We start from the raw sequence: 23,129 nt of genomic DNA on the forward strand, positions 1-23,129 counted from the left end.
ATGAGAACCGATTTCGCTGGCGATTCGCGGAACTATCCCCACTGTTGGGGATGCCTTAACGTTCTGACTGTGCAGCCCGAAAGGGGCAGCATCCGTCGATAGGAGTTCATGCGATGACGCTGCACATTTCTCCGGAACACCTTCCTGTCACCAGCGCCGAATTGGTCGCGGCGGAGACAACTCTCGTCGGTTCCATGACGACCGCCGCGGCGACCGCCGCACCGGTTCCCGCCGCGATCGACCCGGTGAGCATCCTGTCGGCAGTGGCGTTCGCCGGATACGCCGCCCCGTTCTTCGAGCTCACCGCGACCGGAGCGGGACACCTGCAGGCCGGTGCGCAGGAACTGGTGCCGGTCAGTGTCAATTACCAGGGCACGGATACCACGGGCGGCGCGGTGGTCACACCGCGCGGCGCCGCCTTCAACGGCTGACCCGGAGCTTCCTGTGGTACTCCCGCTGGGTTTCCTGTTCGCGGCACTGCCGCCGGAATTCAATTCGTTCATGTTGTCGACCGGTCCGGGACCGGCGCCCATGCTCGCCACCTCGGCTGGATACCGGCAACTGGCCACCGTGCTCGCGGGTACGGCCGCGGCCTCCGACGGGTCGATGAACTCGATGTCGTTCGCGTGGGCCGGACCCTCCGCGAACGCCGCATCGACCGCGTTCCGTACCCACGCCGCCTGGTTGCGGCAACAGGCCGCGGTCGCCGACCAGGTGGCGGCGCATGCCGCCGGCGTCGCCGGGGCGTATACGGGAGCGATGGGCACGATGCCACCGCTCCCGTCGATTCTGGCGGTCAAAGCGGTGATCGAGGCATGTCGGGCGGCCACTCTCGCGGGGGCGGCCTCGGCACCGACCACGGCCGTGCTGGCGGCCGCCGAGGCGGTCTACGCGACCATGTGGGTCACGGCGGCCTCCTCGATGATCAACTACACCGGACAGGCGTCGGCCCATGTGGCGGCGTTGCCGCCGCCGATTCCGCCGCCGCCGATCGTCGCCGGTACCGGTCCGGTCTCCCCGTACTCCGCCGCTGTTCCCCCTATCGGGCCGGCACCGGTCCCGAAGCTTTCCACCGCGCCGAATCCGACGACGGGTGGCACTGGTGGCGGGCCCACCGGCGGCAATTCGGGCGGCGGCAATTCGGGCGGCGGTCAGAGCGGGTCCTCACCGAACACCGGTGATGCGGGCCAAGGACCCTCGCAGCCGTCCCCGCAGGCGGATAATCCACTGCCCGACGTCGAGCAGGCGGTGTCGTCGGCGGCGGACCAGGTGACCGACCCCGCAATGCCCGATATGGCCGACCTCGGAATGTCGGAGTTCGGCGGCGAATCCATGGGCCAGCCGGGTTTTCCGGGGACGTCGACCGGGTCGACCACCCTCGCCGCCTTGAACGGCGGTATGGGCGGCATGGTGGCGATGGGAATGGTCCGGGGCGGCCTCGGCGCCATGTCCGGGCTGTCGACCGGGTTCCGGATGCCGTCGAGTTGGCCACCCGGCGTCGGTACCGCATTCGGTGCACCGGCCGCCGGAACGTCAGGCGCACCGGTCTCCCGCAGCGCACCACGCCGGGGAGTCACCGCACCCACGGCGAGAATGCGTCGTCGCCGCGACGACGAGAAGAAGTCGAGCAAGGCATACGTCCCGGGAGAGCCCCAGGAGGTGCCAGTCCTCGAGAAGCCACCCGTGATCGGCGTCATCGAGTACGCCGACGACGAGGCCAGCTCGTCACACGAGGGCGGTCCCGGTGACGTACACCGCGGCCTAGTGCTGGTAACTGAGGAAGGAAAGTGAAATGGCACTTAATGCTGATCCCGATGTATTGATTCCCGCTGCCCGGAATGCGATGGCTCTGCAGGGAAATCACGAAGGCTATCTGAAGGCACTGCTCGGCGTTCAGGACGAGTTGGCGGCGGCGATCGTCAGCCCGGGCGCCGGTGCGGCCGTGCGGGAAGCCATGACGAACGCGCACACCAAAGGCCACGATCTCGCCGTGAAACTGCAGGAGATCATCCAGACCCTGCAGGACACCGGTATCAGGATCGATGCCAGTGATATGGACGCGGCCGCCCAGGTCCGGAATGCGACATCACTGGGCACCAATGGAGCGGTGGACGTCCCCGCACCTTCGGGGACCAGTCCGGTGAACACCAATTTCTGAGAACGAAATCCCCACACGAACCGAACATCTATTCACGAACAGCATAAGAGGTCGATTGTCATGGCAATGACATACAACTATCAGGCCGTCGATACCAGCACGCTGACGTTCCAGCAGATCGTAGGCGCGATCGAAGAGAACAATCAAAGCCTGATGGGCCTGGAGAACGGGCTCAAGGCATCCTTCACCGGTGAGGCGGCGGAGAACGGCTGGCATCCGCAGATCGATCTGCTGCTGAAGAAGATCGGCGAATACAACGCTGCCCTGCAGTCACTGAAGACGGCGATCATGACGGCCGGTGGCGCCGGCGGACTGATGAACACGACGGACAAGGACGCGGGATCGAGGTTCCTTGCTATCGGCATCTAGGCGCGATGGCATCGATCACCGGGTGGCGGAGTGGACTCGGATCCGGTAGCGGTAGATCTGAATGTCGATGCCGCCCTGCTGCTTCAGCAGTTGGTCGGCATCGACTCCTACCCCGTGGTGCTCGCGCTGATGCCCAATATCTACCGCGTCGAGGACCGTGACCGGGTGTACGCGGTCGTACGCGAGCAGCTCGTCGAGGCGGGCGTGCTCGTGGGCGACCGAGTGCATCCACAGGTCGCGCACTGGCTGGAGTGCCTGTATCGACCGGATGTGGAGCTCGCCGCGCGAATCATCGACACCGGTGCCGACGAGGTTCCGGCTGGCGTACTGCGAATGTCGCTGGTCCGTCGCGACGACGTCCATGTGCTGGCGCTGCGGTACGACGACCACGTGGTGATACAGCCGGTCTTCAACGAAGCCCGCGACCTGCGCGCGGTGGCCGGCGCGCTGCTCGCGGCGTTGGGGCCCTGCCCCGCAGTGGAATTCGAGCCGGTGACAGCCGAGCCGGAGGAATTCGTCGGTGCGCCGTCCGACGGCGCGGCCGAGTGGAAGCAGCGCTTCCTGGAGTTGGGTGCGGTTCCGCACACCGCGGGTGTGCTGAGCCGGGTGTTCGAAGAGGTGTTGCGGCGTGCGGAGGTGGTGGTCCTCGAACATCACGACGGCGGGACCGCGGAGGCGGGAGTGTGTATGAGCGTGTTCGACACCGAATTCGGCCGGGTCGTCGCGACGCCCGGCGTCGGTTACGACGGGCAGCAATGGGCGACCTTCGCCCCGGGTGACGACGCCACCGTCGCGGCCGGTGTCGCCGCCCTGGTCGAGATGTTGCCGAGCCGCAGCTGGTTCGACACCAGCCGGGTCTGAACGGTGGCGGCATCGGTGAGGGAACGAATGATCGTGCGAGGAAGAGGCACATGGTGAATCGACCACCGACCGTCAATGGACGGGGACAGGACTCGGCCCGCCACCTGGGCGGCTACGGCACCTACCTGCTCCCGGACTCCCCTGGTCCCGATGCCGCGGCGCAGCAGGCGGAATCCACCGGACCGGGCGGTGCCCAGCCAGGCGTCGACGCGTCCGTCGCCTCGGACCGACCCGCCGCGCCGCCGACGCCGCGCCCGGCGGATACCGCGACGCCGACCACCGCCCAGGCCGCGCCGCCGCAGCACTCCGGGGTCGCCTCCGTCGGGACCGGCGCACCGGCATCCACATATGCCACGGCACAGCCGCCGAACTCGACCGGCGCGGCCGCACTGACATATGCCTCGCCCGTGCCGCCATCGTCCACGGCGGCCTACCCCGCGAATACGGCCGGGCAGGCGCAGCCGCGAGACGCGAGCACCGCCGTCGGATCCGGGAGCGAATCCAGCGCCCTGGCGGCCCACGATGCGGCATCGGAGGCCGCGGGTGCCGCCGAGCACGCGGGACGTGACGTGACGAGATGGTCGGCCACCGGCGAACTCGAGCCCGAGGTCACCATGGGTGTGGAGCCGATCGGGCAGCGGTCCGAGCCGGCGGGCCGCGTGGAGGTCATCTCGGCCGCGCAGGCCGCCTCCCACCTGCTGGCGGAGATCACCGCGACCAACCGTGCGACCCTGCGGGCGTCCACCGGCGTGCGCGGCGCACTGAACAAGGTTGGCTTCCGTTTCGGACTGTCACCGGCCGAGCAGCGCGCCGAGGACCGGCGCAACCGGATCCGGCGGCAGATTCCCGGCACCTACCAGATCGCGGTCATCAGCGTGAAGGGCGGCGTCGGCCGGACCACGACCGCGGCGACACTCGGATCGACCTTCGCCTCCATCCGCTACGACCGGGTGGTCGCGGTCGACGCCAATCCCGACTTCAGCGATCTCGGCACCCGGACCGTGCGACATCCGTACGGGCTCACCCTCCGCGATCTGGCACAAGCCCGGGATCTCCGGGCGTTCTCGGCCGTCCAGGCCTACACCACCACGAACAACGCCAATCTGGTGGTCGTCGCGTCGCCGTGGGCGACCGATGCCACCCGGGCGCTGAACGGAGACGAGTACGCGGCGGCCGTGCAAACCCTTCGGGTGCATTACAACCTGGTGGTCGTCGACTGCGGTACCGGTGTGTTCGATTCGGCGACCGGTGGGGTACTGGCCAGCAGTGATGCGGCACTGGTGGTCACCCCGGCCACGGTGGGCGGGGTGACCGGTGCGGTCGCGACCCTGAACTGGCTCGCCGCCCACGGTCTCGAACGCCTGGTCCACCGGTCGAGTGTGGCCATCGTGCACCAGCATCCGGTGAAGCCGAATGTCGACGTGGCGGCGATCGAGCAGTTGTTCGCCACCGCGGAACGGCCCACCTACACGCTGCCCTACGACCCACATCTGGCCGAGGGCGGCGAGATCGATCTGCGACTGCTGCACGGCGACACCGTATTGGCGTTCGAGGAACTGGCCGCGGCCCTGTCCGACGGGTTCCCGACCTTCCGAGGAGCGACACGGTGACCGCTGTCGCCTCGCCGGCCGCGGACGCGGCGACCTCGGCGGAAGTGGCCCGGGTCCGGGTGGCGATCATGGTGGCCACCTATCAGGTGGACGTCGTGGTGCCCACCAAGTTCGCGGTGGAGACATTCATCGACGATCTGCTCGAAGTGCTGGCCGCGGCGGTCGAGGACGACGACGTCGACTTCACCCCGCCGGTCGGACAGTGGAGTCTGGCCCGACCCGGACAGCTCCCGATTCCGCGCTGGCGCAGCCTTGCCGACCACGACATCGCCGACGGCGCCGTGCTGGTGCTGATGCCGGTCGAGTCCGCGGAAGTGTTCCGGCCGATCGTCGAGGACATCACCGACGCGCTCGCCCTGATCAACGAGCGCGAGTTCGCCGAATACGACGCCGGAACGTCGGCGGTGGTCGGCTTCGGCGTGCTGGTGGCCGGTGCGACGGCGGCCGCGAGCATGCTGACCTGGGCATGGCTGCGCAGCGGATCGGTCCTGTGGTGTGCGGTCCCCGCCCTGCTGCTGGGCGCGGTGTTCCTGGGTGCGGCCGTCGTCGCCGGCCAGCGGTTCGCCGCGCCCCGCGCCTGCCTGGGATCGGCCCTCGCCGCCCTGGTGCTGCTGTTCGCCGGCGGCGCCATGCTGGTGCCGACGGAATACGACGAAACCGGCCGATTCACCGCGGCCAACCTCGCGGCGGGCGCCGTGGTCGCCGCCGTCGCCGCGGCGACCATGATGCGCGTGACCCGGGTGGGTATCGCGACGCTGATGTCGGTGACCGCGCTCGGCATCCTCGGCGTTCTCGCGGCGCTGCCCGCGGCCTATCTGGAGCTGTCGGCGAGCCAGGTGGCGGCCGGTGCGGTGCTGGTCATCGTGATGCTGCTGGGATCGGCTCCGCGGGTGGCCGCGGTGATCGCCCGGATCCGGCCACCCGATCTGCCCGACCCGGGCAACGAGGTGGCGCCCGCGACACTCACCGACATCTTCGACGCCGAGACCGGCAACGAGAGCGAACCCGACGACCCGCAACGCCGACGCATCGAGGCCACCTTCGAATCACGGGCGCGTCTGGCGGTGACGAGCCTGCGCGGATTGGTCGTGGCGCTGTCGCTGTCGCTGTCCGTCGCCACGGTGCTGGCGGCCGCGACGCACCCCGGCAAGATCCGCGAGATCGTGCTCGCCGTGGCGGTCGCGGGAATCCTGGCGATGCGGGCCCGCTGGTATCCGGACCGCGTGCAGGCCATCGCGTTGGTGACCGGATCCGCGGTGACGGTGATCGGGCTGGGAATCGTGCTGGTCGGCGTGCACGATACGGTCGGCGTCCGGCTGCTGGTCGCGGTCCTCGTTCTGGTTGCGGCGGTGCTGGGTTGTCTCGCGGCGGTCCGGTTGCCGAATGTCCGGCTGTCCCCGGTGACCCGGCGGGTGACCGACCTGTTCGAATACCTGCTGCTGCTGATCGTGCCGATCCTGGCGTTCTGGATCATGGGCATCTATGCGGCGATGAGGGCGATCTGATGCGTACGACCGGATGCGCCGTGACGCTGGTGGCGGCCGCCCTGTTCACCGGTGCGGCGCCCGCGGCCGCCGTCGAGCCGCCACAGGTCGTCGTCGGACCGCCACCAGCGGAAGAGCCGCCGAAACCGGAGTTTCCGATGAAACAGGACAAAGGCTGCGTGGCGGCCGGTATTCTTCCGGGAACCGATCCGGCGCGGCAGCCCCCGGTCGACACCGCCTTGAACCTGTCCCGAGCCAGGGAACTGAGCCGGGGCGCGGGCGTCACCGTGGCCGTGATCGATACCGGGGTGAAACCGAGCCACCGGCTGCGCGATGTCGTCGGAGGTGGGGATTATGTCGCCGACGGCGGCGAGGGACTGTCCGATTGCGACGCGCACGGCACCCTGGTGGCCGGCATCATCGCCGGCACAGCAGACCCCACGGACGGGTTCATCGGCGTCGCCCCCGAGGCCCGGATCCTGTCCATCCGCTACCGGTCCGCGGCGTTCACGGCCGAGGATCCGCAGCACTTCCGGCCGGGCGCGGAGGCAGCGGTCCAGGTCCGCACGCTGGCCCGCGCCATCGTGCACGCGGCCCGGCAGGGCGCGGGTGTGATCACCGTGGCGCTGCCGATATGCGTGCCGGTGCGGGAGGCGGTCGATCAGTCCCAGCTCTCGGCGGCCATCGGCTACGCCGTCCGGGTACGTGGCGCACTGATCGTCGCCAGCGCCGGTGACACCGGCGGATCGGGGTGCAACCAGCAGAATCCGGGTGTCGATCCCACCGATTCGGTGGATCCGCGCGGCTGGCGGAGGGTGCAGACCATATCCACACCCGGCTGGTTCACCCCCGAGGTGCTCACGGTCGGCGTCACCACCGTCGCCGGTGCCGCGTTGGACAGCTCGCTCGCCGGACCCTGGGTCTCGGTGGCCGCACCGGGGACCGGCATCGTATCTCTCGGTCCCGGTGGTGGCGTCGTCAGCGGAGTCGGCGATCCGGCCGCGCTGTCCGAGATCGGCGGTGCGTCCTTCGCCACCGCGTATGTCAGCGGTGTCGCCGCCCTGCTGCGGTCGCGGTTCCCGGGCGAGACACCGGCCGAGATCGCGACGCGCCTGCAAGCCAGCGCCCATTCGCCGGCTCGCGGTGTGGACAATGTGGTCGGCGCCGGGCTCATCGACCCACTGGCGGCGCTCAGCTACCGGACGCCGCCCAGCCGACCGGAGGGGCTCTTCCAGTCCGCGCCGCTGGCCGTGAAACCACCCGAACGACCGCGAGACCTGCGCCCCGCGATCACCGCCACAGTGGTCATCGCCGGTGCCGTACTGCTGGGTCTCGCGGTCGGCTTCGGCCCCGGGTTCGCCGGGATCCGGCGGTCCGGCACCCAGTCGTCGAGGTCGCGGTGACCGTATCGTTCCGCGGCGCCGGTCCGAGCGGCACTCCGGCCCCGCGGCTACCGTTCGGCGCCGAACCCGGCCCGGTCGCCGGGGCGGTTTTCATCGCCGTCCTCATGCTGGTCGTGCTGTCCCGGACCCATCCGTGGTGGGTCGCCGCACTGGTTCTCGCACTGTGGTCAGCCGTCGTCGTGGTGCCCGTGGGCCAGCGCACCGCCTACCGATGGGTGCGCGACTGGATCGGGTACCGTGCCGGTCGGTCGGCCCGGGCCCGCGAACTCGTGCGACCGGAGTCGGTGGTCGACGTGCGTGTGGCCGCGGGCGTCTGCGGCATCCGGCGTGGGGGTGACACCCTGATCGCGATGATCCAGCTGGCTCCGAACCTGGATCTGCCGACGATCATCGGCGCGGGCACCACCTACACCGAGGACACGGTGCCGGTGCCGGTGCTCGCCGAGATGCTCGACCAGTACGGCATCGCGATCGACATCGACATCGTGACGACTGGCCGGCGGGTTCGGTCCGTGGGAAGCTACGGCATGCTGTACGACCAGCTGATCGGCACCGACCCGGCGGTCGGGGAGCGGTTGACCTGGTTGGTGCTGCGTCTGGATGTCGAACGGAACCTCGAGCCCCTCGCCCGGCGTGGTTCGGCGGCGGCCGCGGCGCCGAAAGCGCTTGCCTCCGCGGCACATCGCATCGCGGCCCGGCTGCGCGAGATAGACATCGCCGCTCATCCGCTGCCCGCCGAGGCCATGCAGGCGGCGACCCGGTCGCTGCACACCGGATTCGAATTGACCGATCTGCGAGAGAGCTGGCGCATGCTGGCCGGACCGGTGCCGACTCGCCACGTCACCAGCTATGAGATCGATCTCGCGCGGATCGACGATGCCCTCGATACCTGCTGGACGTGGCACACCGGCCGGACAACCCTCACCGTGGCATTGACCAGCCGGGGCGTCCGACACGGCGGTACGGGCGCTGCCGAAGACCGCGAGGTCGAGGTGCGTGCCCTGGCGCGCTATGTCGGGCCGGGGCCGCAGGTCGGACGACCCGCTTACCTGCATCCACTGACCGGCCGTCAAGGCGCCGCGCTGCTGGCATCGCTACCGGTCGGTGGCCGCGAACGGTGGCACCGTATCGGCCGCCCACGCCGCGTCGATCCGGTCGTGTGGCAGGTCGGAGAACAGCTCGAGGTAGCGGCGGAACAACTGCGCATGGCGATCGGTCCCAGTGGGCAGATTCTCGGTGCGATCAGAGGGCGGGCCGAACACAATCTCGCACTGCCCCTTTACGATCCGGTGCGGTACAACCCGCGGCGGCGCACCGTCGACGTGCACGCGGAGCTGCCGATCGCCCAGCAGATCGTGCTCCGGACCGTGGCCGTAGGCGCCGATGTCGAGATCCATTCGAGCCGCCCGGGGCAGTGGCAGCACCTGGTGGACGCGGTCGGAGATCCCCGGTCGTTGCGGCTGGTCGGTGCACACGGCCCGATCGGGGCGCGCAACGGTACCGAGCCCGAAGTGGGCCCGGCGACCGTGGCGGTCTTCGACCAGCTCGTGCCGAGTACCACGGCCGCGCCCACCACGATCGTCATCAGTGCACCCGGCGGACCACGGCAGCGATCCGCCGACCTGTCCATCGATCAGACCGGCGCGGCCGCGATCGATGTCGGTATCCCCATGCACACCGTGCGGATCGATCTGATCGAACCGATCGGCGAGGACCGGTTCCTGACCGGTGTCGACGAATCCGCCGGTATCTCGTCCCCGGACCGGCAGCGTCCGGTACCCGAACTCGCGGGCGCCCGGCCCGCGTCCGGCTCGGATGGAAAGTAGGTCGAATATCGTGTCAGCGGAGGCGGAATCCCGGAATGGCGGCGGCGGTGAGGAACTGACGCCGCGACAGCTGGCGGCGTCGGTGTTCTCCAAGCGGCTCGCCGAACTCGTCGCGGAATCGGTCGTATCCACCGAGGACGACGGTCCGGTGCGGTCGCTGACGTTGTACTCACTGGCCCAACACCTGGAGCTGGCCTACCCGGACGTGCCGATATCGCAGTCCGGCCTGTACCGCCTCATCCACGGTGAGGCCATACCGCGCTTGGATCTGATCGTCGCGCTGGCGCGCGTATTCGATGTCGCGCCAGAGTATTTCATCACCGAGCCCAACCAGTAGCCGGTGGCGTTCTCACACTTGGGAACGGGCGGCGACCGAGAAATCGATACGATTCCCGGCATGCCCGACGAGGAACCGGGAGATGTCTTCCTCCGCCATCGGAGCGTGGTCCTGGCCGCGCTGTTGCCGGGCTCGTCCGGGGCGAAGCCGGAGGCGGAAAAGGAAGCGCCCGAACCGGTTTCGACTGGCTCGGCCGCGACGGACCTGGATGCCGCGGACCGCGAGCTGGCGGAGGCGGAAACCGTTCCGGAACCACGGCGCCCCACCGGGGCGGGCAGCCCGGCGCCGGTCCGCCCGCGTTCGGCACGGAGGTCCTCTGCCAGTGAGCAGATCAACGCGCTGTTGAACGGCTCGGGGCCCATCGAGCCCAGAGCACAGGGGTTCACCGATCCGGCTCGGATGCCACCGGAGCGGCGCGATACCGAGGCCCCACCGAAACGGCGGGAGGAGCCGGTCGGCAAGGACCGGTTCGACGACCTGTTGCGGCCGACGCCCGGCGGCCGTCTCGGTGCGTTGACGCAGCGGATCGCTCCACAGCTGCGCAAACCCAAGGTACTGCTGTCCGTCGGCGCGGTGCTGGCCGTCCTGCTGCTGGTCGTGCTCATCACCACCGGTGGTGAGCAGCAACAGGCGGGGCAACCACTGGTCGTGACGTCGGCGGCGCCGACGCCCGCGCCGCCGCCCGCCGAGCCGACCGAGGAGGTGAGCCGTGGGAAGCCGATCGAGGTGGTGTCGGCGACGAGCCACTGTCCGCCGGGCAGCACCGACGGTATGGACGCCTTCTCGGGTGAGGCGGGCAAGGCGTGGTCGTGTGTGCGGGCCTATCACGTCGACGGCCAGGTGCTGACCATCGACCTGGGCGGGACCTATCTCGTCGAATCCATCTCGATCGTGCCCGGCTGGGACCACATCCGCGCCGACGGCGTGGACGAATGGAGCCGGCACCGGACGGCGAGCCGGGTGTCGTACCAGTTCGACAACGAGAACTTCACCACCTACACCCAGGAGACCCTCGATCAGCGCGGCGTCGTGACCACCGAGATCAGCCCGCCGGTGCGGGCATCGGAGATCATTCTGACGATTCTCGAGTCGAGTGGCGATCGATCGCTGAACGACACCGCCGTGTCCTCGATCGTGATCACCGGAAAGCCGCAGGGGTGAGTCGAGATGTCCGCGGTGACATGCGGCTACTGCTCGCATCGTAATGACGGCGACCTGGCGCGCTGTGCGTACTGCGGTGCGCCGCTGGCCGCGCCCGCCCCGGCCGCCGGACCGGCGGCGGATCCGCGGCCGAGCGAGGCACCGCCGGTTCCGGAGCACCGGCATCCGGGGATCGGTACCGCCGCCGCCCGCATCGCGCACGATGCGGAGTCCGCGGTCCGTTTCGGCGGAGCGGCTGCCCGCGGTGGCGCGGACGCCCTCCGCGCGGTGGGCGCCGTCGAACACGGTCTGGCCTCCGGGGTTCGGACCCTGACCGAGCGGAAGCGGTATTCACCGCGGCACTGGCTGTTGACCGTCGGGGGCCTGGCCGTGCTGCTGGTGTGTGGTGTGCTCATCGCGGGCAGGTTCTCGCCGCCGCTCACGCCGATCGCCGCCACGACCGCGTCCGCCCGGCTGCCCGAACCGCTGCGTGCCGCTACCTGTCGGCCCTACCACGCCGAGTCCGGCGAACGGTGCGTACTCGCGGCCGGTGACCCGTTACTGCGGGGCCTGTCGGCGGGCCGGGATCTGACCTTCCATGTGCGCACGCCGCCGTCCGATGCGCTCGCGGCCACCGTCGAGCAGTGGCGTTCGAGTGCCCGGACGATCGTCGCCGACGGCGACGTGTTCGCGGCGGTGGGACCCTCGGCCACCGTGCGCTACGCCGACATCAGGACCGGTGTCGTTCTGGAGACCGGGGCCTTCGACGGGGACGGGAGCGCCCGGAGCTTTCTGGAGCGGTCGGGGCTGCTCGATCAGGACGGTTCGTGACGTAGCGCCGCCGTCAGATCCGCCGGATCGTCGTAGAGTTCGGCCAATTCCGCGGTGTCGTCCTCCAGATAGCGCAGCACCAGCTGGCTCACCAGCGCCACGGTCGCGCGCCCCGGAACGACGCGGGTGGCGGCCAGCTGCTCGGTGACCCTGGCCAGGTCGTCCGGGGTGCGCTCGGACTGCTGGAAACGGGCCCAGCCCATCCGGTGGAAGAGGTCGACGTGCCGGCGCGCGATGCGGTCGCAGTCGGCGTAGAGATTCTCCAGCTCGTCGACGACCTCGCTCAGCGGCAGCCCGGCCTCGGTAAGTCGACTGCCGATGGTGATCAGCCGAGGATTGGCGATCCGATAGGTGACGGCATCGACGGGTTGGTAGAGCCCGATGGCGACGATCCGCGCGAGGCCGTCGGGAACGTCGCGGTACCGCTCCTGCAGTTCGGCGGCCGAGATGGTCTCATTGGGGAATTTGCCGGATCGGGCGGTCGTCTCGTCGATGACGCCGAGCACGTCGGAGAGCCCGTCGCCGCGGTCCCAAGCCTTCAGCAGTTCCTTGATACCGCTCAGCTTGATCCCTCGGTTGAGCAGGCGGCTGATGGTGCGCACCCGGCTCAGATGCTCCGGGCTGTAGTAGCCGGTTCGGCCCTTCACCATCGGTGGGGGAAGAATGCCACGCTCGTGATAGACACGCAGGCTGCGGACGGTGGTGCCGGCTTCCCGCGCCAACTCGTCGATCGTGTACTTCGCCTCGACTGCCATCCTTCAAGGAAACCACAGTGGGAATTCCTTGAAAATAGAACGACACGATATTCAACGGTACGTCAGGAAGTGTCACACCGAAGTTCAGACCGGTTGGGTCAACGGTCGGCGGACCGCGTGCCGCACGCACCGCAGAACCGGGCATCGGGCGGCAGCGCGGCCCCGCAGCCGGTGCACGACCGCTCGGTGCTCATCCGTTCGCCGCAGCTGGTGCAGAACGCCGTCGAAGCCGGGTGCACCGCCCGGCACCGTGGGCACGCGGAACCCGAATGCCCACGGTCCGCCGTATTTCCGGGAGCACTGTACCGGGGCCGCGCCGCGAGTTGCGGGTGGACGGCGCTCAGGCCGAGCCCGGCGCCGAGGAAGGCTCCGCCCAGAGCGGCGTCGCCGCCGTGCGCCATGCCCTGACCGGCTCCGATCGCCAGCTCGCCCGCCGCGTACTGCCCGAAGTCGCCCACCAGTTCGAGGTATCTGGTGTCCTTGGCCAGCCGCTTGAGCCGATCGGCATCCTCGGGTGCCAGGTTGATGTCGAAGTTGCCCATGCGGGTGATCAGCAGCCCATACCTGCGCAGCTGCCGGTTCGTCACCGCCAGCACGTCGGTGTCGATCTCCGGCATGTGCGCCGAGAGACCGAGCACCGGCCACCGGCCATTGGTGATCCCGGATGTCACCGCGATCTTCATCGAGCGCAGCAGCAGATCCGAGCACCATGCGGTGACCTGGTCGGGGTCGGCCAGGTCGACGGTGCCGATCAGCCCCGTGACCAGGGCGGCCGGATCCTGGACGGTCAGCGCGTACTCGCCGAAGACGCGCAGGGTGACGATCTGCTCGCTGCGGGGATCCAGGATGTCGTCGAGCCGGCCGCCGAACCTGTTGCCCGGGAACTCCCTGGTTCCCACGAAATACAGCTCCGCACGGTAGGCGTTGCCGCCGGTGACGGCGTCCAGCAGGGCGCCCAGGCCCGGCAGTTCGGTGGCGTCGACCCGGTGCCGACCGGGAGTCATCAGACCCGCGACCTGTCCGGTATGCACGAACAGCGCGACCTCGCCGGAGTTCACGATCACGCGGGAGAAGCGCCGGATGTTGACGTCCGGCCACTTGTACACCAACTGGTTCTTGCGGCTGTCGGGAACAGCGATGAATTCCCGCTCGAACCAGGCCATGTCGTCGAGGATACGGTCGCTTCCCAGGCCGGCCGAGCGTCGTATTCCCACGGTGGGGAAGGGTCGCGTGGCGTATCGGTGACCGGGCGCGCAGAATGCCGAGGCACACGCCGCCGAGGCAGACCGGGAGGGGGCCGAATGCTGGACCACGGCACCGAATCCGCACCAGAGCTGTCCACCACCGGGTTGGTCGCCGCGCTCGACGATGCCGGGCTCGGTGCCGGACGCGGCCCGCGTTCGCGGCCCAGCGTTCGTCGACTGGGTGGGGGCTGGGTGGAACTGCCGCCCGCCGAGCCGATCGATCCGCGTACCGCGGTCCTCGCCGAACCGGTTGTCCGAGAAGAGAAACGGTTCTGCTGGCGGTGTGACGAGCCGGTCGGCCGTTCCACGCCGGCCGTGCCCGCCACGGCATCGGGCGAATGCGAGATCTGTGACGCGCCCTTCGATTTTCGGCCCGCGCTGGCGGAGGGCGATCTGGTCGCGGACCAATACGAGGTGCAGGGCTGCCTCGCCCACGGCGGTATGGGCTGGGTGTATCTCGCGATCGACCGCAATGTCAGTGATCGATGGGTGGTGCTGAAAGGGCTGATGACCTACGGCGACTTCGAGGCCCATGCGGTCGCCGTCGCCGAGCGGCAGTTCCTGGCCGAGGTGTCGCACCCCAATATCGTGAAGATCTACAACTTCGTTCAGCATCAGCCCCCGCACGGGCAGCCGTGCGGCTACATCGTGATGGAGTACGCCGACGGCCGGTCTCTGGACGACATCCTGCACGCGGCCGCCCCGCATCGGCTCTCGGTCGCCGAGGCCATCGCCTTCGTCCTGGAAATCGTTCCGGCACTGGAGTATCTGCACTCCAACGGCCTCGCCTACAACGACCTGAAGCCCGGCAACATCATGGTCGGGGAACGGGTCAAGCTCATCGACCTCGGTGCGGTGGCGGCCATGGATTCGGCCGGATATCTCTACGGCACACCGGGTTTCCAGGCCCCGGAGCTCACCAGCACCGGACCCACGGTCGCCTCCGACATCTACACGGTCGGCCGGACCCTGGCCGCGCTGACCCTCGATCCAGCGCGCCGGGCGCGCGGTGGCAGCGACGATCTGCCCACCCCGATCGAGCAGCCGGTGCTGCGCCGCTACGAGGCGTTCTACCGGCTGCTGCTGCGGGCGACCGATCCCGATCCGGCACTGCGGTTTCCGACCATGCAGGCACTGCACACGCAGCTGACCGGCGTGCTCGCCACCGTGCTCGCGACCGACACCGGCGAGGAGTACCCGCAGGCGTCGACCCTGTTCAGCGCGCAGCGCACCAGTTTCGGGACCACGGCGCTGATCGCGCCGACCGACAGCCTCGCCGACGGCGTGTACCGGCACGGGACCCTGGACGCGTCCAGTGTGGTCGCGGCGCTGCCGGTGCCGCTGACCGACGTCGACGATCCGAGCGTGAATCTGTCGTCGCGGTCGCTGCCCAGTGATCCGCAGCAGGTACTCGACACGCTGCGGATGGTCGCGGAGTGGTCGCAGGCCGGCAAGATCGACACACCGGCCTCGTACGAACTGGAGGGCGCACTGGCGGAGGTGCGTGCGTATCTGGATATGGGCGATCCGGTCGCCGCCAGGCAGCGGCTGGACCGGATCGCGTCCGACAGTCGCGCGGACTGGCGTATCGCCTGGTACCGGGGTGTCGCGGCCTTGCTGGCGGAGGACTTCGACGAAGCATTCACCCGATTCGACACGGTGCACACCAGGGTGCCGGGGGAGCTCACGCCCTCTCTGGCCCTGGCTGCCACTGCTGAACTCCTTCTGCAGGAACGGATTTCGCGGTCGGAGACCGAACCCGCCGATGATCACGCCGGGCGCTGGCACGAGGTGGCGCTGCGGTATTACACGATCGTCTGGCGCACCAACCGCAGCGCGGTCAGTGCCGCTTTCGGCATGGCCCGCCGCTTGGCGGCCGCCCGCGATCCTCTCGCGGCGGTAGCGGTCCTGGACGAAGTGGCACGGACTTCGAGCCTGCACGCGCTGGCCCGGATGACCGGCTGCGTGCTGCTGGTGTCCCGGCCGCCGGCCGAACTCGAGGAGTCCGACCTGCACGCCGCCGCGACTCGGGTGCGGGAGTTGCCCGCGGACGAACCGCGCGCGCAGCAGATGCGCGTGCTGGTGTTGAACGCCGCACTGATGTGGCTGACCACGCGGCGCGGTCCGGAGCGCCCGCAGACGACGCTGCTGGGTGTGCCGTTCACCGAAGACGGCGTGCGCCACGGCGTCTCGGAGTCCCTGCGACTGCTCGCGCGCAAATGCGACGACCGGATGCACCGCTACCATCTGGTCGACCTGGCCAACCAGGTGCGTCCGCGCACCTGGTGGTAGTGCTGGGTGAGCCGATGACACGCCTGATCGACTACACCTTCGACGGAACCTGGCTGACCTATGTCGATGAGCGACAGCTGTCGGCGCAGCTGCGGCAGCGGCTCGAACAGCGGCGCGCCGCGGGGTATCCGCCGGTCCACCAAGGGATCACCGGGGGCGGCGATTCCGTCGTCGTGCTGGGTGCCGCCGGTGTGCTCGGGGCGGGTGCGCTGCTGCTGCTCCTCCTCGGCACGGGACCGCCGTGGCTGTGGGGCCTCGTGCTCGCCGCGGCGGTCGTCGCCGCCGGTGCGACGCTGCGCCGCACCGCGCGTTCCACCGTATCGCTGACCGCGAGTGACCGGCGCGCCGTGGCCGCCGCGACCAGGCGGTTGTATGTGCCCGATCCGAGCGATGATCGGGGGCTGCGCGGCGATCCGATCGAGGCGTTCCCGGTTCCCGAACTCATCGCGCGCGCCGTGGAATTGCGGGACAGCATCGCCGATTCGCCCGCCTGGCAGAGCGGCTACCTGATGTCGCATCGTCTGCGGCTGGACCTGGACGCCGAGCTCGACGCGATCATCCAGCACGCATTGCGGGTGGAGTGCGCGTCCAGGCCGCTCACCGACGTCGTCGGCGATTCCACGACCGCGACGACGGCGCGGCAGGCCACCGAGAACGCGCACGCGGCCCTGGCTCGGGTGTGGACCGGTCTGGTCGCTCGGGTGAGCGCGTTGACCGCCTACCGCGCGCATCTGGCGGAACTCCAGGCCGAACTGACCAATGCCGAGATCGCCGAGCGCACGGTCGGGGTGGGCCTCGACATCACCGCGCTGATGGCGGTCGCGACCGACGCGGAGCTGGCGGCCGACCACATCGATGGTCTGCGGGTGGAGGTTCGGGCGACGGCGCTGGCCATCAACGAGATCGTCGAGACACTGAACGGCGACCTGAACACGCTGGCCGCGCTCTCGGCGCCGCGTGCCTGAACCGATGAACCGAGGACGAACAGGCGAACAGCTGGATTGGAGCACAAACAATGACGGTTCTGGCGTTGGAGATCGGCCCGACCCGGTTCGCGGCCGGTCGGGTGGCACCGGACGGGAAGGTGCAGGATGTCCGGGCGATCCCGGTGACCTCGCGCGCGCCCTGGAACAGCTGCCGCGACCTGCTGGTCGAGGTGGCCGCCGGCGGTGATGTCACCAGTCTGGGCATCGGCACCACCGGGCCCGTCGATATGGCCGCCGGGGTGGCGGCCCCGCCCGATATCGCGGAATGGCAGGTCGGCTTCGGCCTGGTCGAGGCCGCGCGTAAGCAATTCCCCTCGGCCACCGTGGGAATGGCGCTCGACGGCGTGTGCGCCGCGCTGGCCGAACAGCGCCACGGCCTGCTGCGCGGTGTCCCGGACGCACTGGTCGTGTCGGTGTCCTCTCGGATCAGCGGCGGCATCGTGGTCGGTGGTTTCGTGGCGGTGGGACGTACCGGAAACGCGGGCAATATCGGCCATATGGTGATGTCCGGCTACGACGATCTCTGCGACTGTGGCGCCCGGGGGTGTGTGCAGGCCATCGCCAGCACGTCCGCGGCCGTGCGCTGGGCCGAGAAGCGCGGCTGGCAGGGGGACGGTTTCGCGGCGCTCATCGCCGCGGCCGGCGCGGGCGACGCCACTGCCGGTGCGGCGGTGGAGCGCATGGGAACCGTTCTGGGACAGGCGCTGTCGTCGGTGGCGGCACTGTTCGACGTCGACCGCGTGGTGGTCGGCGGCGAGGCCGCGACGGCAGGTCCCGCGCTCTGGAAGTCACTGGGTGCGGCGGTAGGCGCGCATGCGCGGATCGGATTCCTGTCCGGCCTGCGGGTGATGCCCTCACAGTTGGGCGATACGGCGGTGCTGACCGGTGCCGGATTGCTCGCACTACCGCCGGATGGACAGTAGCGGCGGCACAGCGGCGCTGTTGTAAGCCAGCACAGCTGCCGCGGTCTGCGGGGACGGCAGCCGTGCTGGCGAGGCCGGTGATGATGAGGGGAACCACCGCCCGATGTCCATCTTAACCACATATGGTGGTTCAATCAATAACGTGCACTCAAACAGTGGCAAGAAAATCGCCGACGCGACCGACGCCGGTCCTGGAACCACCGCGGAGACATCGACCGAGTCGTCACGGGTCTGGTCCCGCAACGAGTGGGATCCGTTGGAGGAGATCATCGTCGGGGTCGCCGTCGGTACCGTCTTCCCCGTGGAGGCGCGGCGAATGGTCGAGGCCACCATGCCGCGCCGGTACTGGCAGCTGTTCGAGACGGCCCGCCCGTTCCCCGCCCGGATCATCGCCGCGGCGCAGGCCGAGCTGGACAATCTCGACCGGGTGCTGACCGACGCCGGTGTCGTCGTCCAGCGCCCCACCTGGGTCGATCCGGCGAGCCTGGACGGCTACACCTCGGCACTGCCCCGTGACTCGCTCCTGGTCGTCGGCTCGACCGTCATCGAAGCGCCGATGGCCTGGCGGTCTCGGCGCGGTGAGGTGCTGGCGTATCGCCCTCTCCTGCAGCACTATCACGAGTCGGGCGCGCGGTGGGTGTCGGCGCCGCGGGTGCTCGACCACGACCGCCTGCTCGACGGTGCGTCCGACGCCCGGTGGGCGATCAACGAAACCCAGCCCGCCTTCGCCGCCACGGACTTCCTGCGCTTCGGCCGCGATATCGTCGCGCAGCGCAGCCACGTCACGAACCGGGCCGGTATCGACTGGCTGCGCAGGCACCTCGGCGACACCTACCGAATCCATGTGCTCGACAGCGACGATCCGCACACCATGCGGTTGGACCGCACGATCATGCCGTTGCGTCCCGGAACCCTGCTGTTCGATCCCGACCGGGTCGACGCGGACAGTCTGCGGCGCTGCATGTTCGCCGAATGGGATCTCGTTCCGGCACCGCGCCCGGCGCCTCGGGAGCGGCCGCCGCTGTACCTGGCCGACGCGGGGGCGCGCATGGACGTCCTGGTGATCGACCGGGAACGGGTGGTGGTGGAGGCGCAGGACGACCAGATCGCCGAACTGCTGGCCGGCCTGGGCTTCGACCCGATCCGCTGCCCGTTCCGCAATGTGCAGAGCATCGGCGGCTCATTCCATCGCGCCACTACGGACATTCGGCGCCACGGCGTCCCGGACTCCCCTCCGAACTGACTTCCGATCGGGTTCCCGGCGCTGGGAATCCGGGAGAATTCCACTGTGCCGAGCGGGAATCGAGTCCGCACCGGGTTCGAGGAAGGCATGTTCGAGGAAGGACGGACACGACGTTGCGCAGCCGCGGGAATCACGAATCGCGAGCGACAACGCTGGGTTGGTCGCCACCGGCTCACCTCCGCCGCCTGGTGATGGCATTCGTCTCCGCGGCGGTGTGTGGCACGGCGGGCACCCTGTTTCCCGCGTCGACCGCGCATGCCACCGATCCGGCCGTCGTGGTGCACCCCGGGCTGGCGATTCGGACCATGACCGAGGAGGACGGCAAGGTCGTCGGTTTCCAATGCACTGTCGGGTTGACCGGATTCGTCGGAAAGGCTCGCTACGCCGTCACGGCCGGGCACTGTCGGCGACCGGGGGTCGTCACCGATGCCGAGGGCAATCCGATCGGCTGGTACGAGTCGTATCAACCCGATCGCGGACTCACTCTGGGGTTCGGGCTGATTCGCCTGTACGACGGTGTCGGTGTGTCCGCGTCCATGGGCGCCTTCGGTCTCAGCTCCATCGACATGGACCCGCGCCGCGGCCAGCAGGTCTGCAAGATCGGGGCCACCACCGGCTGGAACTGCGGCACCATCACCAAGGTCGAGGACGGCGTCATCTACACCACCCGGGACCTCTGGTTCGAACACGGCGACTCGGGCGGTGTCGTATACCGCCAAACCTCCGACGGCCACGCGGCTTTCGTCGGCATCGCGATGGCATACGTCAACGACCGCGACCGCGAGGCGATAGTCGAACCGGCCAGCTGGCTCTTCGACCAGATCCAGCGCTACGGCCCGACCGCGAACGAGTCGTTCAAGTGGTATCGGGTGCACTGAGAACTTCCCAGCTCCGGGGATGCATGAGACTGGAACGGTCGGAGGAGTCGGGCCGGATGGTGGCACCGACCGTGCCGATGAGTCGATCGAGGAGCTGAGCATGCTGATGATCGTGCGCGCGCCGGCCACGGGCTCGTCCGGATCCGAGAGTCGGGTGCCGACATGGTGGTGAACGGCCAGGACGGGGTGGCGCACTATCGAGACTGGACCGTCGAGCTGCCGCATCCGCGCGGTGGGTCCGCGGGGCTCTATTCGGTGATCGAGGCCACTGAGCGCGCCATCCAGCTCTCGGTCGATTTATTCGGGTCCGGGGCGGGGGAGCGGGCGCCGGATCTGGTCGAGCAGTTCGCGGAGCGGGGGCTGGTCGACGATTCCGGGAACCAGTCGGTCATGGCCGACGATTATGCGTCGAACCGAGACGAGATCGACGCGATCGCGGCCGAATTGCACCGGCAGAACAGGGAAGTGGACACGTCCGCCTACGCGACCTCCACCAAGGCCAGTTCGGCGATGTCCGATATCGATCACGAGGTGGACGGACTGAAGTCGACCCTCGCCGCCGAGGGGCCCGCCCCGGGCGAGGAGCGGCTGTCGGTAGCGGCCGAAGATCGGCTCCTGAGCGCCATGCTGCGGACCGCGGACGCCGTCTCCGACATCATCGAGAAGGCGTCCGACGGAGTCGCGGAAGAGGCGGAGCGGATCACCTATTCGTCGCCGACCTACGGGGCGCCGACACCACCGATGATGATGAATACCGGCGGCTACGGCGGCTATGCTCCCGCCGGAAATGATTCCGGCGGTGGTGGATTCATGCAGACGGTGAGCGCCGAGGCGATTCCCGAAGGGCAGCGCGCCCGGGTGGACGAGATGTATCAGCGGCTGCTCGACAACGGCTTCACACCGGCGCAGGCGGCGGGCATCCTGGGTAATCTCCAGGCGGAGTCGGGCTTTCGCACCGATGCCTGGAACGCGGGTGAGGCATCCCTGGGCTTGGCGCAGTGGCGAGGCGACCGGCTGGAGGGTCTCGAGCGATTCGCGGCCGCGCGCGGCGGTTCGGTCACCGATTGGCGTATCCAGATCGATTACATCTCGCATGAGCTCCAGAACAAGGAATCGGCTGCCTACGCGCATCTTCGGAATGCGCGGACACCCGGTGAGGCTGCCGCGGTGTTCGACCAGTACTACGAGCGCAGCGACGGTTCGGCGCGTGCGAAGCGCATTGCCAACGCGAACAGCATCGCGGGTGCCATGACGACCAGCGTCTCGGTCTGATCCGCTGTCGCCGTGTAATCCGGTTCGGTGTCACAGTATTCGGTGACGCCGGCCCTGCCGCACCTGATTCGCGGGCCCGGGCCGGCGTCAGCGATTCAATGCTTGTCGTGTTCCAATGAGCCTTGGTAGGAAGGGATTTGGCCTTCCAAACGCTCATGCAGCGATCGGGCGACCAGTTCCGCGGTGGCCGCGATCGCCAGTTGCCGGGCGTGCTCCACGGCCTGCTCCTGCCCTTCCCCGTCGGCGTCGACGGATGCCGTCCGGTGTTCGGCGAGTCGGCGGACGATCTCGGCCTGCCGGGCGGCGACCCGGCTGCAATCGGCATGCAGGCGGATGAGCGGCCGGAATATCTCGTCGGCGGGAAGTCCGGCGTCGATCAGCCCGGCTGCCAGGGCGTGCAGTTTGGGGTGGGTGGCCTGTAGCGCGCTGACATCCGGTCCGGTCTCGCCGGTCGTGCGCAGCTGTTGCAGCGTTGTCGCCAATCGGCTGTCGTCGTCGGTGGATCGGCGGTATGCGGCGCCGCCCGCGAGGGCATTGCTCCGTACCTGGAGGACCTCATCGAGCCCTTCGCCGCGATCCCAGGCGTCGAGGAGCTCTTTGATGCCGGTCAGTTTCATTCCCTTGCGCAGCAGCTGGCCGATGGTCTGCAGCCGGACCAGATGCTCCGGTCGGTAGTAGCCGATCCGGCCGCGGACCTGCGGGGCCGGTAGCAGACCGCGCTCATGGTAGACGCGCACGCTGCGCACGGTGGTGTGGGCAGCGCGGGCCAGTGCATCGATGGTGAATTCGGACTCCGTCGTCATAAGACAAGGAAACCACATTGGATAGAGGTACACTAGCCAATGTGCCGCTAAATGGCGGGACGCTAAGGGTTGCTCGGCAGCTCGGCGTTGGGCTACTGTTCACGAACAGCTCATCCGCAGCTGGTTTCCGGGGACTGTTGAGCAGCCCTGATGGAGGACTTGCGCTTACTCGCGCGCTACGGGGCAGGCATCGCCCGATGCTCCCCGGCGTACCCGGAGACTTGCCATGACTGTTACGCAGAACCGTTCACTGGACCGAGATACCCACGCGGAGAACACATCGATACCGCGTCCACCGTGCGCTCAGCATCCCGACGGCTGGGACCTGGACACCGGTACGCCGGACGCCTGGCGCCAAGCCGTAGCGGCCTGCCACGCGTGCCCGCTGTTCGTCCAGTGTCAGCGGATGGCGACCGCCCTGGTCGAAGCCGGCGAAGGGCCACGGGCCATGATCTGGGCGGGAGTCGGCTACGACAACTCCGGAAAGGTCATCCCGAATCTGGATCGGCACCGCATCGCGCCGGTCGATCGCCAACGTCCCACCAGAATCGTTCGTACACAGACGGTGTGCAAGAAGGGTTCCGGCGAACCGCTGACCACTGCACGGACCGTGTCGAGGACGCCCCGGGGCGGAATTCAGCGGCAGATCGTGCTCGGCCGCAGCGTGATTCGCTGTTCGGACGGCGAATAGCCGGCTTCCGATACCACCACAGC

22 protein-coding genes are annotated in these 23,129 nt (G+C 69.0%); 19 read left to right on the plus strand and 3 right to left on the minus strand.

Features of this window, described 5'->3' with window-relative positions:
* Window positions 1-113 precede the first annotated feature (113 nt).
* From FOH10_RS04360 to FOH10_RS04415, 12 genes are all read left to right on the plus strand, one after another.
* Window positions 114-431: a PE domain-containing protein gene (locus tag FOH10_RS04360; RefSeq protein ID WP_143979715.1), complete on the plus strand. Its 318-nt coding sequence runs from the start codon at window positions 114-116 to the stop codon at window positions 429-431.
* A gap of 70 nt (window positions 432-501) precedes the next feature.
* Entirely contained in the window at window positions 502-1,791 is a 1,290-nt protein-coding gene (locus FOH10_RS04365) for a PPE domain-containing protein (RefSeq protein WP_143979716.1), read from the plus strand.
* Window position 1,792: 1 nt separating this feature from the next.
* Window positions 1,793-2,158 carry a hypothetical protein gene (locus tag FOH10_RS04370; RefSeq protein ID WP_143979717.1) on the plus strand — a complete coding sequence of 122 codons (366 nt, stop codon included), beginning with the start codon at window positions 1,793-1,795 and terminating at the stop codon, window positions 2,156-2,158.
* Between the two features lie 66 nt (window positions 2,159-2,224).
* Entirely contained in the window at window positions 2,225-2,527 is a 303-nt protein-coding gene (locus tag FOH10_RS04375) for a hypothetical protein (protein ID WP_039818542.1), read from the plus strand.
* Window positions 2,528-2,557: 30 nt separating this feature from the next.
* Complete coding sequence (locus tag FOH10_RS04380) at window positions 2,558-3,388, plus strand: ESX secretion-associated protein EspG (RefSeq protein WP_143979718.1); 831 nt, start codon at window positions 2,558-2,560, stop codon at window positions 3,386-3,388.
* A gap of 50 nt (window positions 3,389-3,438) precedes the next feature.
* A complete protein-coding gene (locus FOH10_RS35430) occupies window positions 3,439-4,998 on the plus strand; it encodes a MinD/ParA family ATP-binding protein (RefSeq protein WP_244961605.1) in 1,560 nt (519 codons plus the stop codon).
* Window positions 4,995-6,503, plus strand: coding sequence for a type VII secretion integral membrane protein EccD (eccD, locus tag FOH10_RS04390; protein ID WP_244961607.1), 1,509 nt, complete (start codon window positions 4,995-4,997; stop codon window positions 6,501-6,503). The genes FOH10_RS35430 and eccD overlap by 4 nt, the downstream gene beginning before the upstream one ends.
* Window positions 6,503-7,885, plus strand: coding sequence for a type VII secretion-associated serine protease mycosin (gene mycP / locus FOH10_RS04395; RefSeq protein ID WP_143979719.1), 1,383 nt, complete (start codon window positions 6,503-6,505; stop codon window positions 7,883-7,885). The genes eccD and mycP overlap by 1 nt, the downstream gene beginning before the upstream one ends.
* Complete coding sequence (gene eccE / locus FOH10_RS04400) at window positions 7,882-9,711, plus strand: type VII secretion protein EccE (protein WP_143979720.1); 1,830 nt, start codon at window positions 7,882-7,884, stop codon at window positions 9,709-9,711. The genes mycP and eccE overlap by 4 nt, the downstream gene beginning before the upstream one ends.
* A gap of 10 nt (window positions 9,712-9,721) precedes the next feature.
* Window positions 9,722-10,048, plus strand: coding sequence for a helix-turn-helix domain-containing protein (locus tag FOH10_RS04405; protein WP_244961609.1), 327 nt, complete (start codon window positions 9,722-9,724; stop codon window positions 10,046-10,048).
* A 60-nt stretch (window positions 10,049-10,108) separates the two neighbouring features.
* The gene (locus tag FOH10_RS04410) at window positions 10,109-11,209 is read left to right on the plus strand and encodes a discoidin domain-containing protein (protein ID WP_143979721.1); all 1,101 of its coding nucleotides are present in this window, start codon (window positions 10,109-10,111) and stop codon (window positions 11,207-11,209) included.
* A 6-nt stretch (window positions 11,210-11,215) separates the two neighbouring features.
* A complete protein-coding gene (locus FOH10_RS04415) occupies window positions 11,216-12,019 on the plus strand; it encodes a hypothetical protein (RefSeq protein ID WP_143979722.1) in 804 nt (267 codons plus the stop codon).
* Here FOH10_RS04415 and FOH10_RS04420 read toward each other — a convergent pair.
* Window positions 12,004-12,774, minus strand: a complete 771-nt coding sequence (locus tag FOH10_RS04420) for a MerR family transcriptional regulator (RefSeq protein ID WP_051037977.1) — start codon at window positions 12,772-12,774, stop codon at window positions 12,004-12,006. The genes FOH10_RS04415 and FOH10_RS04420 overlap by 16 nt on opposite strands.
* 98 nt (window positions 12,775-12,872) lie before the next feature.
* A complete protein-coding gene (locus FOH10_RS04425; RefSeq protein WP_143979723.1) occupies window positions 12,873-13,937 on the minus strand; it encodes an SPFH domain-containing protein in 1,065 nt (354 codons plus the stop codon).
* A gap of 138 nt (window positions 13,938-14,075) precedes the next feature.
* Between FOH10_RS04425 and FOH10_RS04430 the strand changes: the two genes are divergently transcribed.
* The 6 genes from FOH10_RS04430 to FOH10_RS04455 all read left to right on the plus strand — a co-directional run bounded on the left by FOH10_RS04430 (window position 14,076) and on the right by FOH10_RS04455 (window position 21,612).
* Window positions 14,076-16,310 carry a serine/threonine-protein kinase gene (locus FOH10_RS04430; RefSeq protein WP_143979724.1) on the plus strand — a complete coding sequence of 745 codons (2,235 nt, stop codon included), beginning with the start codon at window positions 14,076-14,078 and terminating at the stop codon, window positions 16,308-16,310.
* A gap of 14 nt (window positions 16,311-16,324) precedes the next feature.
* Window positions 16,325-17,275 (plus strand): hypothetical protein, encoded by a 951-nt coding sequence (locus FOH10_RS04435; protein ID WP_143979725.1) that lies wholly within the window; start codon window positions 16,325-16,327, stop codon window positions 17,273-17,275.
* 50 nt (window positions 17,276-17,325) lie between these two features.
* Window positions 17,326-18,219 carry an ROK family protein gene (locus FOH10_RS04440; RefSeq protein WP_143979726.1) on the plus strand — a complete coding sequence of 298 codons (894 nt, stop codon included), beginning with the start codon at window positions 17,326-17,328 and terminating at the stop codon, window positions 18,217-18,219.
* A 142-nt stretch (window positions 18,220-18,361) separates the two neighbouring features.
* The gene (locus FOH10_RS04445; protein WP_143979727.1) at window positions 18,362-19,462 is read left to right on the plus strand and encodes an amidinotransferase; all 1,101 of its coding nucleotides are present in this window, start codon (window positions 18,362-18,364) and stop codon (window positions 19,460-19,462) included.
* A gap of 191 nt (window positions 19,463-19,653) precedes the next feature.
* Window positions 19,654-20,340: a chymotrypsin family serine protease gene (locus tag FOH10_RS04450; RefSeq protein ID WP_143979728.1), complete on the plus strand. Its 687-nt coding sequence runs from the start codon at window positions 19,654-19,656 to the stop codon at window positions 20,338-20,340.
* Window positions 20,341-20,502: 162 nt separating this feature from the next.
* Window positions 20,503-21,612, plus strand: coding sequence for a phage tail tip lysozyme (locus FOH10_RS04455; protein ID WP_143979729.1), 1,110 nt, complete (start codon window positions 20,503-20,505; stop codon window positions 21,610-21,612).
* A 95-nt stretch (window positions 21,613-21,707) separates the two neighbouring features.
* Here FOH10_RS04455 and FOH10_RS04460 read toward each other — a convergent pair whose 3' ends face one another.
* Window positions 21,708-22,415 (minus strand): MerR family transcriptional regulator, encoded by a 708-nt coding sequence (locus tag FOH10_RS04460; RefSeq protein WP_186000713.1) that lies wholly within the window; start codon window positions 22,413-22,415, stop codon window positions 21,708-21,710.
* Window positions 22,416-22,821: 406 nt separating this feature from the next.
* On the opposite strand from FOH10_RS04460, the gene FOH10_RS04465 reads away from it, so the two are divergent.
* On the plus strand, window positions 22,822-23,106 hold the full coding sequence (locus tag FOH10_RS04465; RefSeq protein WP_039810334.1) for a hypothetical protein: 285 nt from the start codon (window positions 22,822-22,824) through the stop codon (window positions 23,104-23,106).
* Window positions 23,107-23,129 lie beyond the last annotated feature (23 nt).

The organism is Nocardia otitidiscaviarum (genome assembly GCF_007362295.1).
Lineage (GTDB): Bacteria > Actinomycetota > Actinomycetes > Mycobacteriales > Mycobacteriaceae > Nocardia > Nocardia otitidiscaviarum.

What these genes read in the sequence shown, in the direction of transcription:
- FOH10_RS04370 (WP_143979717.1), top strand. Translation starts at nt 1,793, where the DNA reads ATGGCACTTAATGCTGATCCCGATGTATTGATTCCCGCTGCCCGGAAT.
- FOH10_RS04440 (WP_143979726.1), top strand. Translation starts at nt 17,326, where the DNA reads ATGACGGTTCTGGCGTTGGAGATCGGCCCGACCCGGTTCGCGGCCGGT.
- FOH10_RS04430 (WP_143979724.1), top strand. Translation starts at nt 14,076, where the DNA reads ATGCTGGACCACGGCACCGAATCCGCACCAGAGCTGTCCACCACCGGG.
- FOH10_RS04450 (WP_143979728.1), top strand. Translation starts at nt 19,654, where the DNA reads ATGGCATTCGTCTCCGCGGCGGTGTGTGGCACGGCGGGCACCCTGTTT.
- FOH10_RS04420 (WP_051037977.1), bottom strand. Translation starts at nt 12,774, where the DNA reads ATGGCAGTCGAGGCGAAGTACACGATCGACGAGTTGGCGCGGGAAGCC.
- FOH10_RS35430 (WP_244961605.1), top strand. Translation starts at nt 3,439, where the DNA reads ATGGTGAATCGACCACCGACCGTCAATGGACGGGGACAGGACTCGGCC.
- FOH10_RS04465 (WP_039810334.1), top strand. Translation starts at nt 22,822, where the DNA reads ATGGCGACCGCCCTGGTCGAAGCCGGCGAAGGGCCACGGGCCATGATC.
- FOH10_RS04415 (WP_143979722.1), top strand. Translation starts at nt 11,216, where the DNA reads ATGTCCGCGGTGACATGCGGCTACTGCTCGCATCGTAATGACGGCGAC.
- FOH10_RS04455 (WP_143979729.1), top strand. Translation starts at nt 20,503, where the DNA reads ATGGTGGTGAACGGCCAGGACGGGGTGGCGCACTATCGAGACTGGACC.
- mycP (WP_143979719.1), top strand. Translation starts at nt 6,503, where the DNA reads ATGCGTACGACCGGATGCGCCGTGACGCTGGTGGCGGCCGCCCTGTTC.
- FOH10_RS04410 (WP_143979721.1), top strand. Translation starts at nt 10,109, where the DNA reads ATGCCCGACGAGGAACCGGGAGATGTCTTCCTCCGCCATCGGAGCGTG.
- FOH10_RS04365 (WP_143979716.1), top strand. Translation starts at nt 502, where the DNA reads ATGTTGTCGACCGGTCCGGGACCGGCGCCCATGCTCGCCACCTCGGCT.
- FOH10_RS04425 (WP_143979723.1), bottom strand. Translation starts at nt 13,937, where the DNA reads ATGGCCTGGTTCGAGCGGGAATTCATCGCTGTTCCCGACAGCCGCAAG.
- FOH10_RS04375 (WP_039818542.1), top strand. Translation starts at nt 2,225, where the DNA reads ATGACATACAACTATCAGGCCGTCGATACCAGCACGCTGACGTTCCAG.
- FOH10_RS04460 (WP_186000713.1), bottom strand. Translation starts at nt 22,415, where the DNA reads ATGACGACGGAGTCCGAATTCACCATCGATGCACTGGCCCGCGCTGCC.
- FOH10_RS04435 (WP_143979725.1), top strand. Translation starts at nt 16,325, where the DNA reads ATGACACGCCTGATCGACTACACCTTCGACGGAACCTGGCTGACCTAT.
- FOH10_RS04360 (WP_143979715.1), top strand. Translation starts at nt 114, where the DNA reads ATGACGCTGCACATTTCTCCGGAACACCTTCCTGTCACCAGCGCCGAA.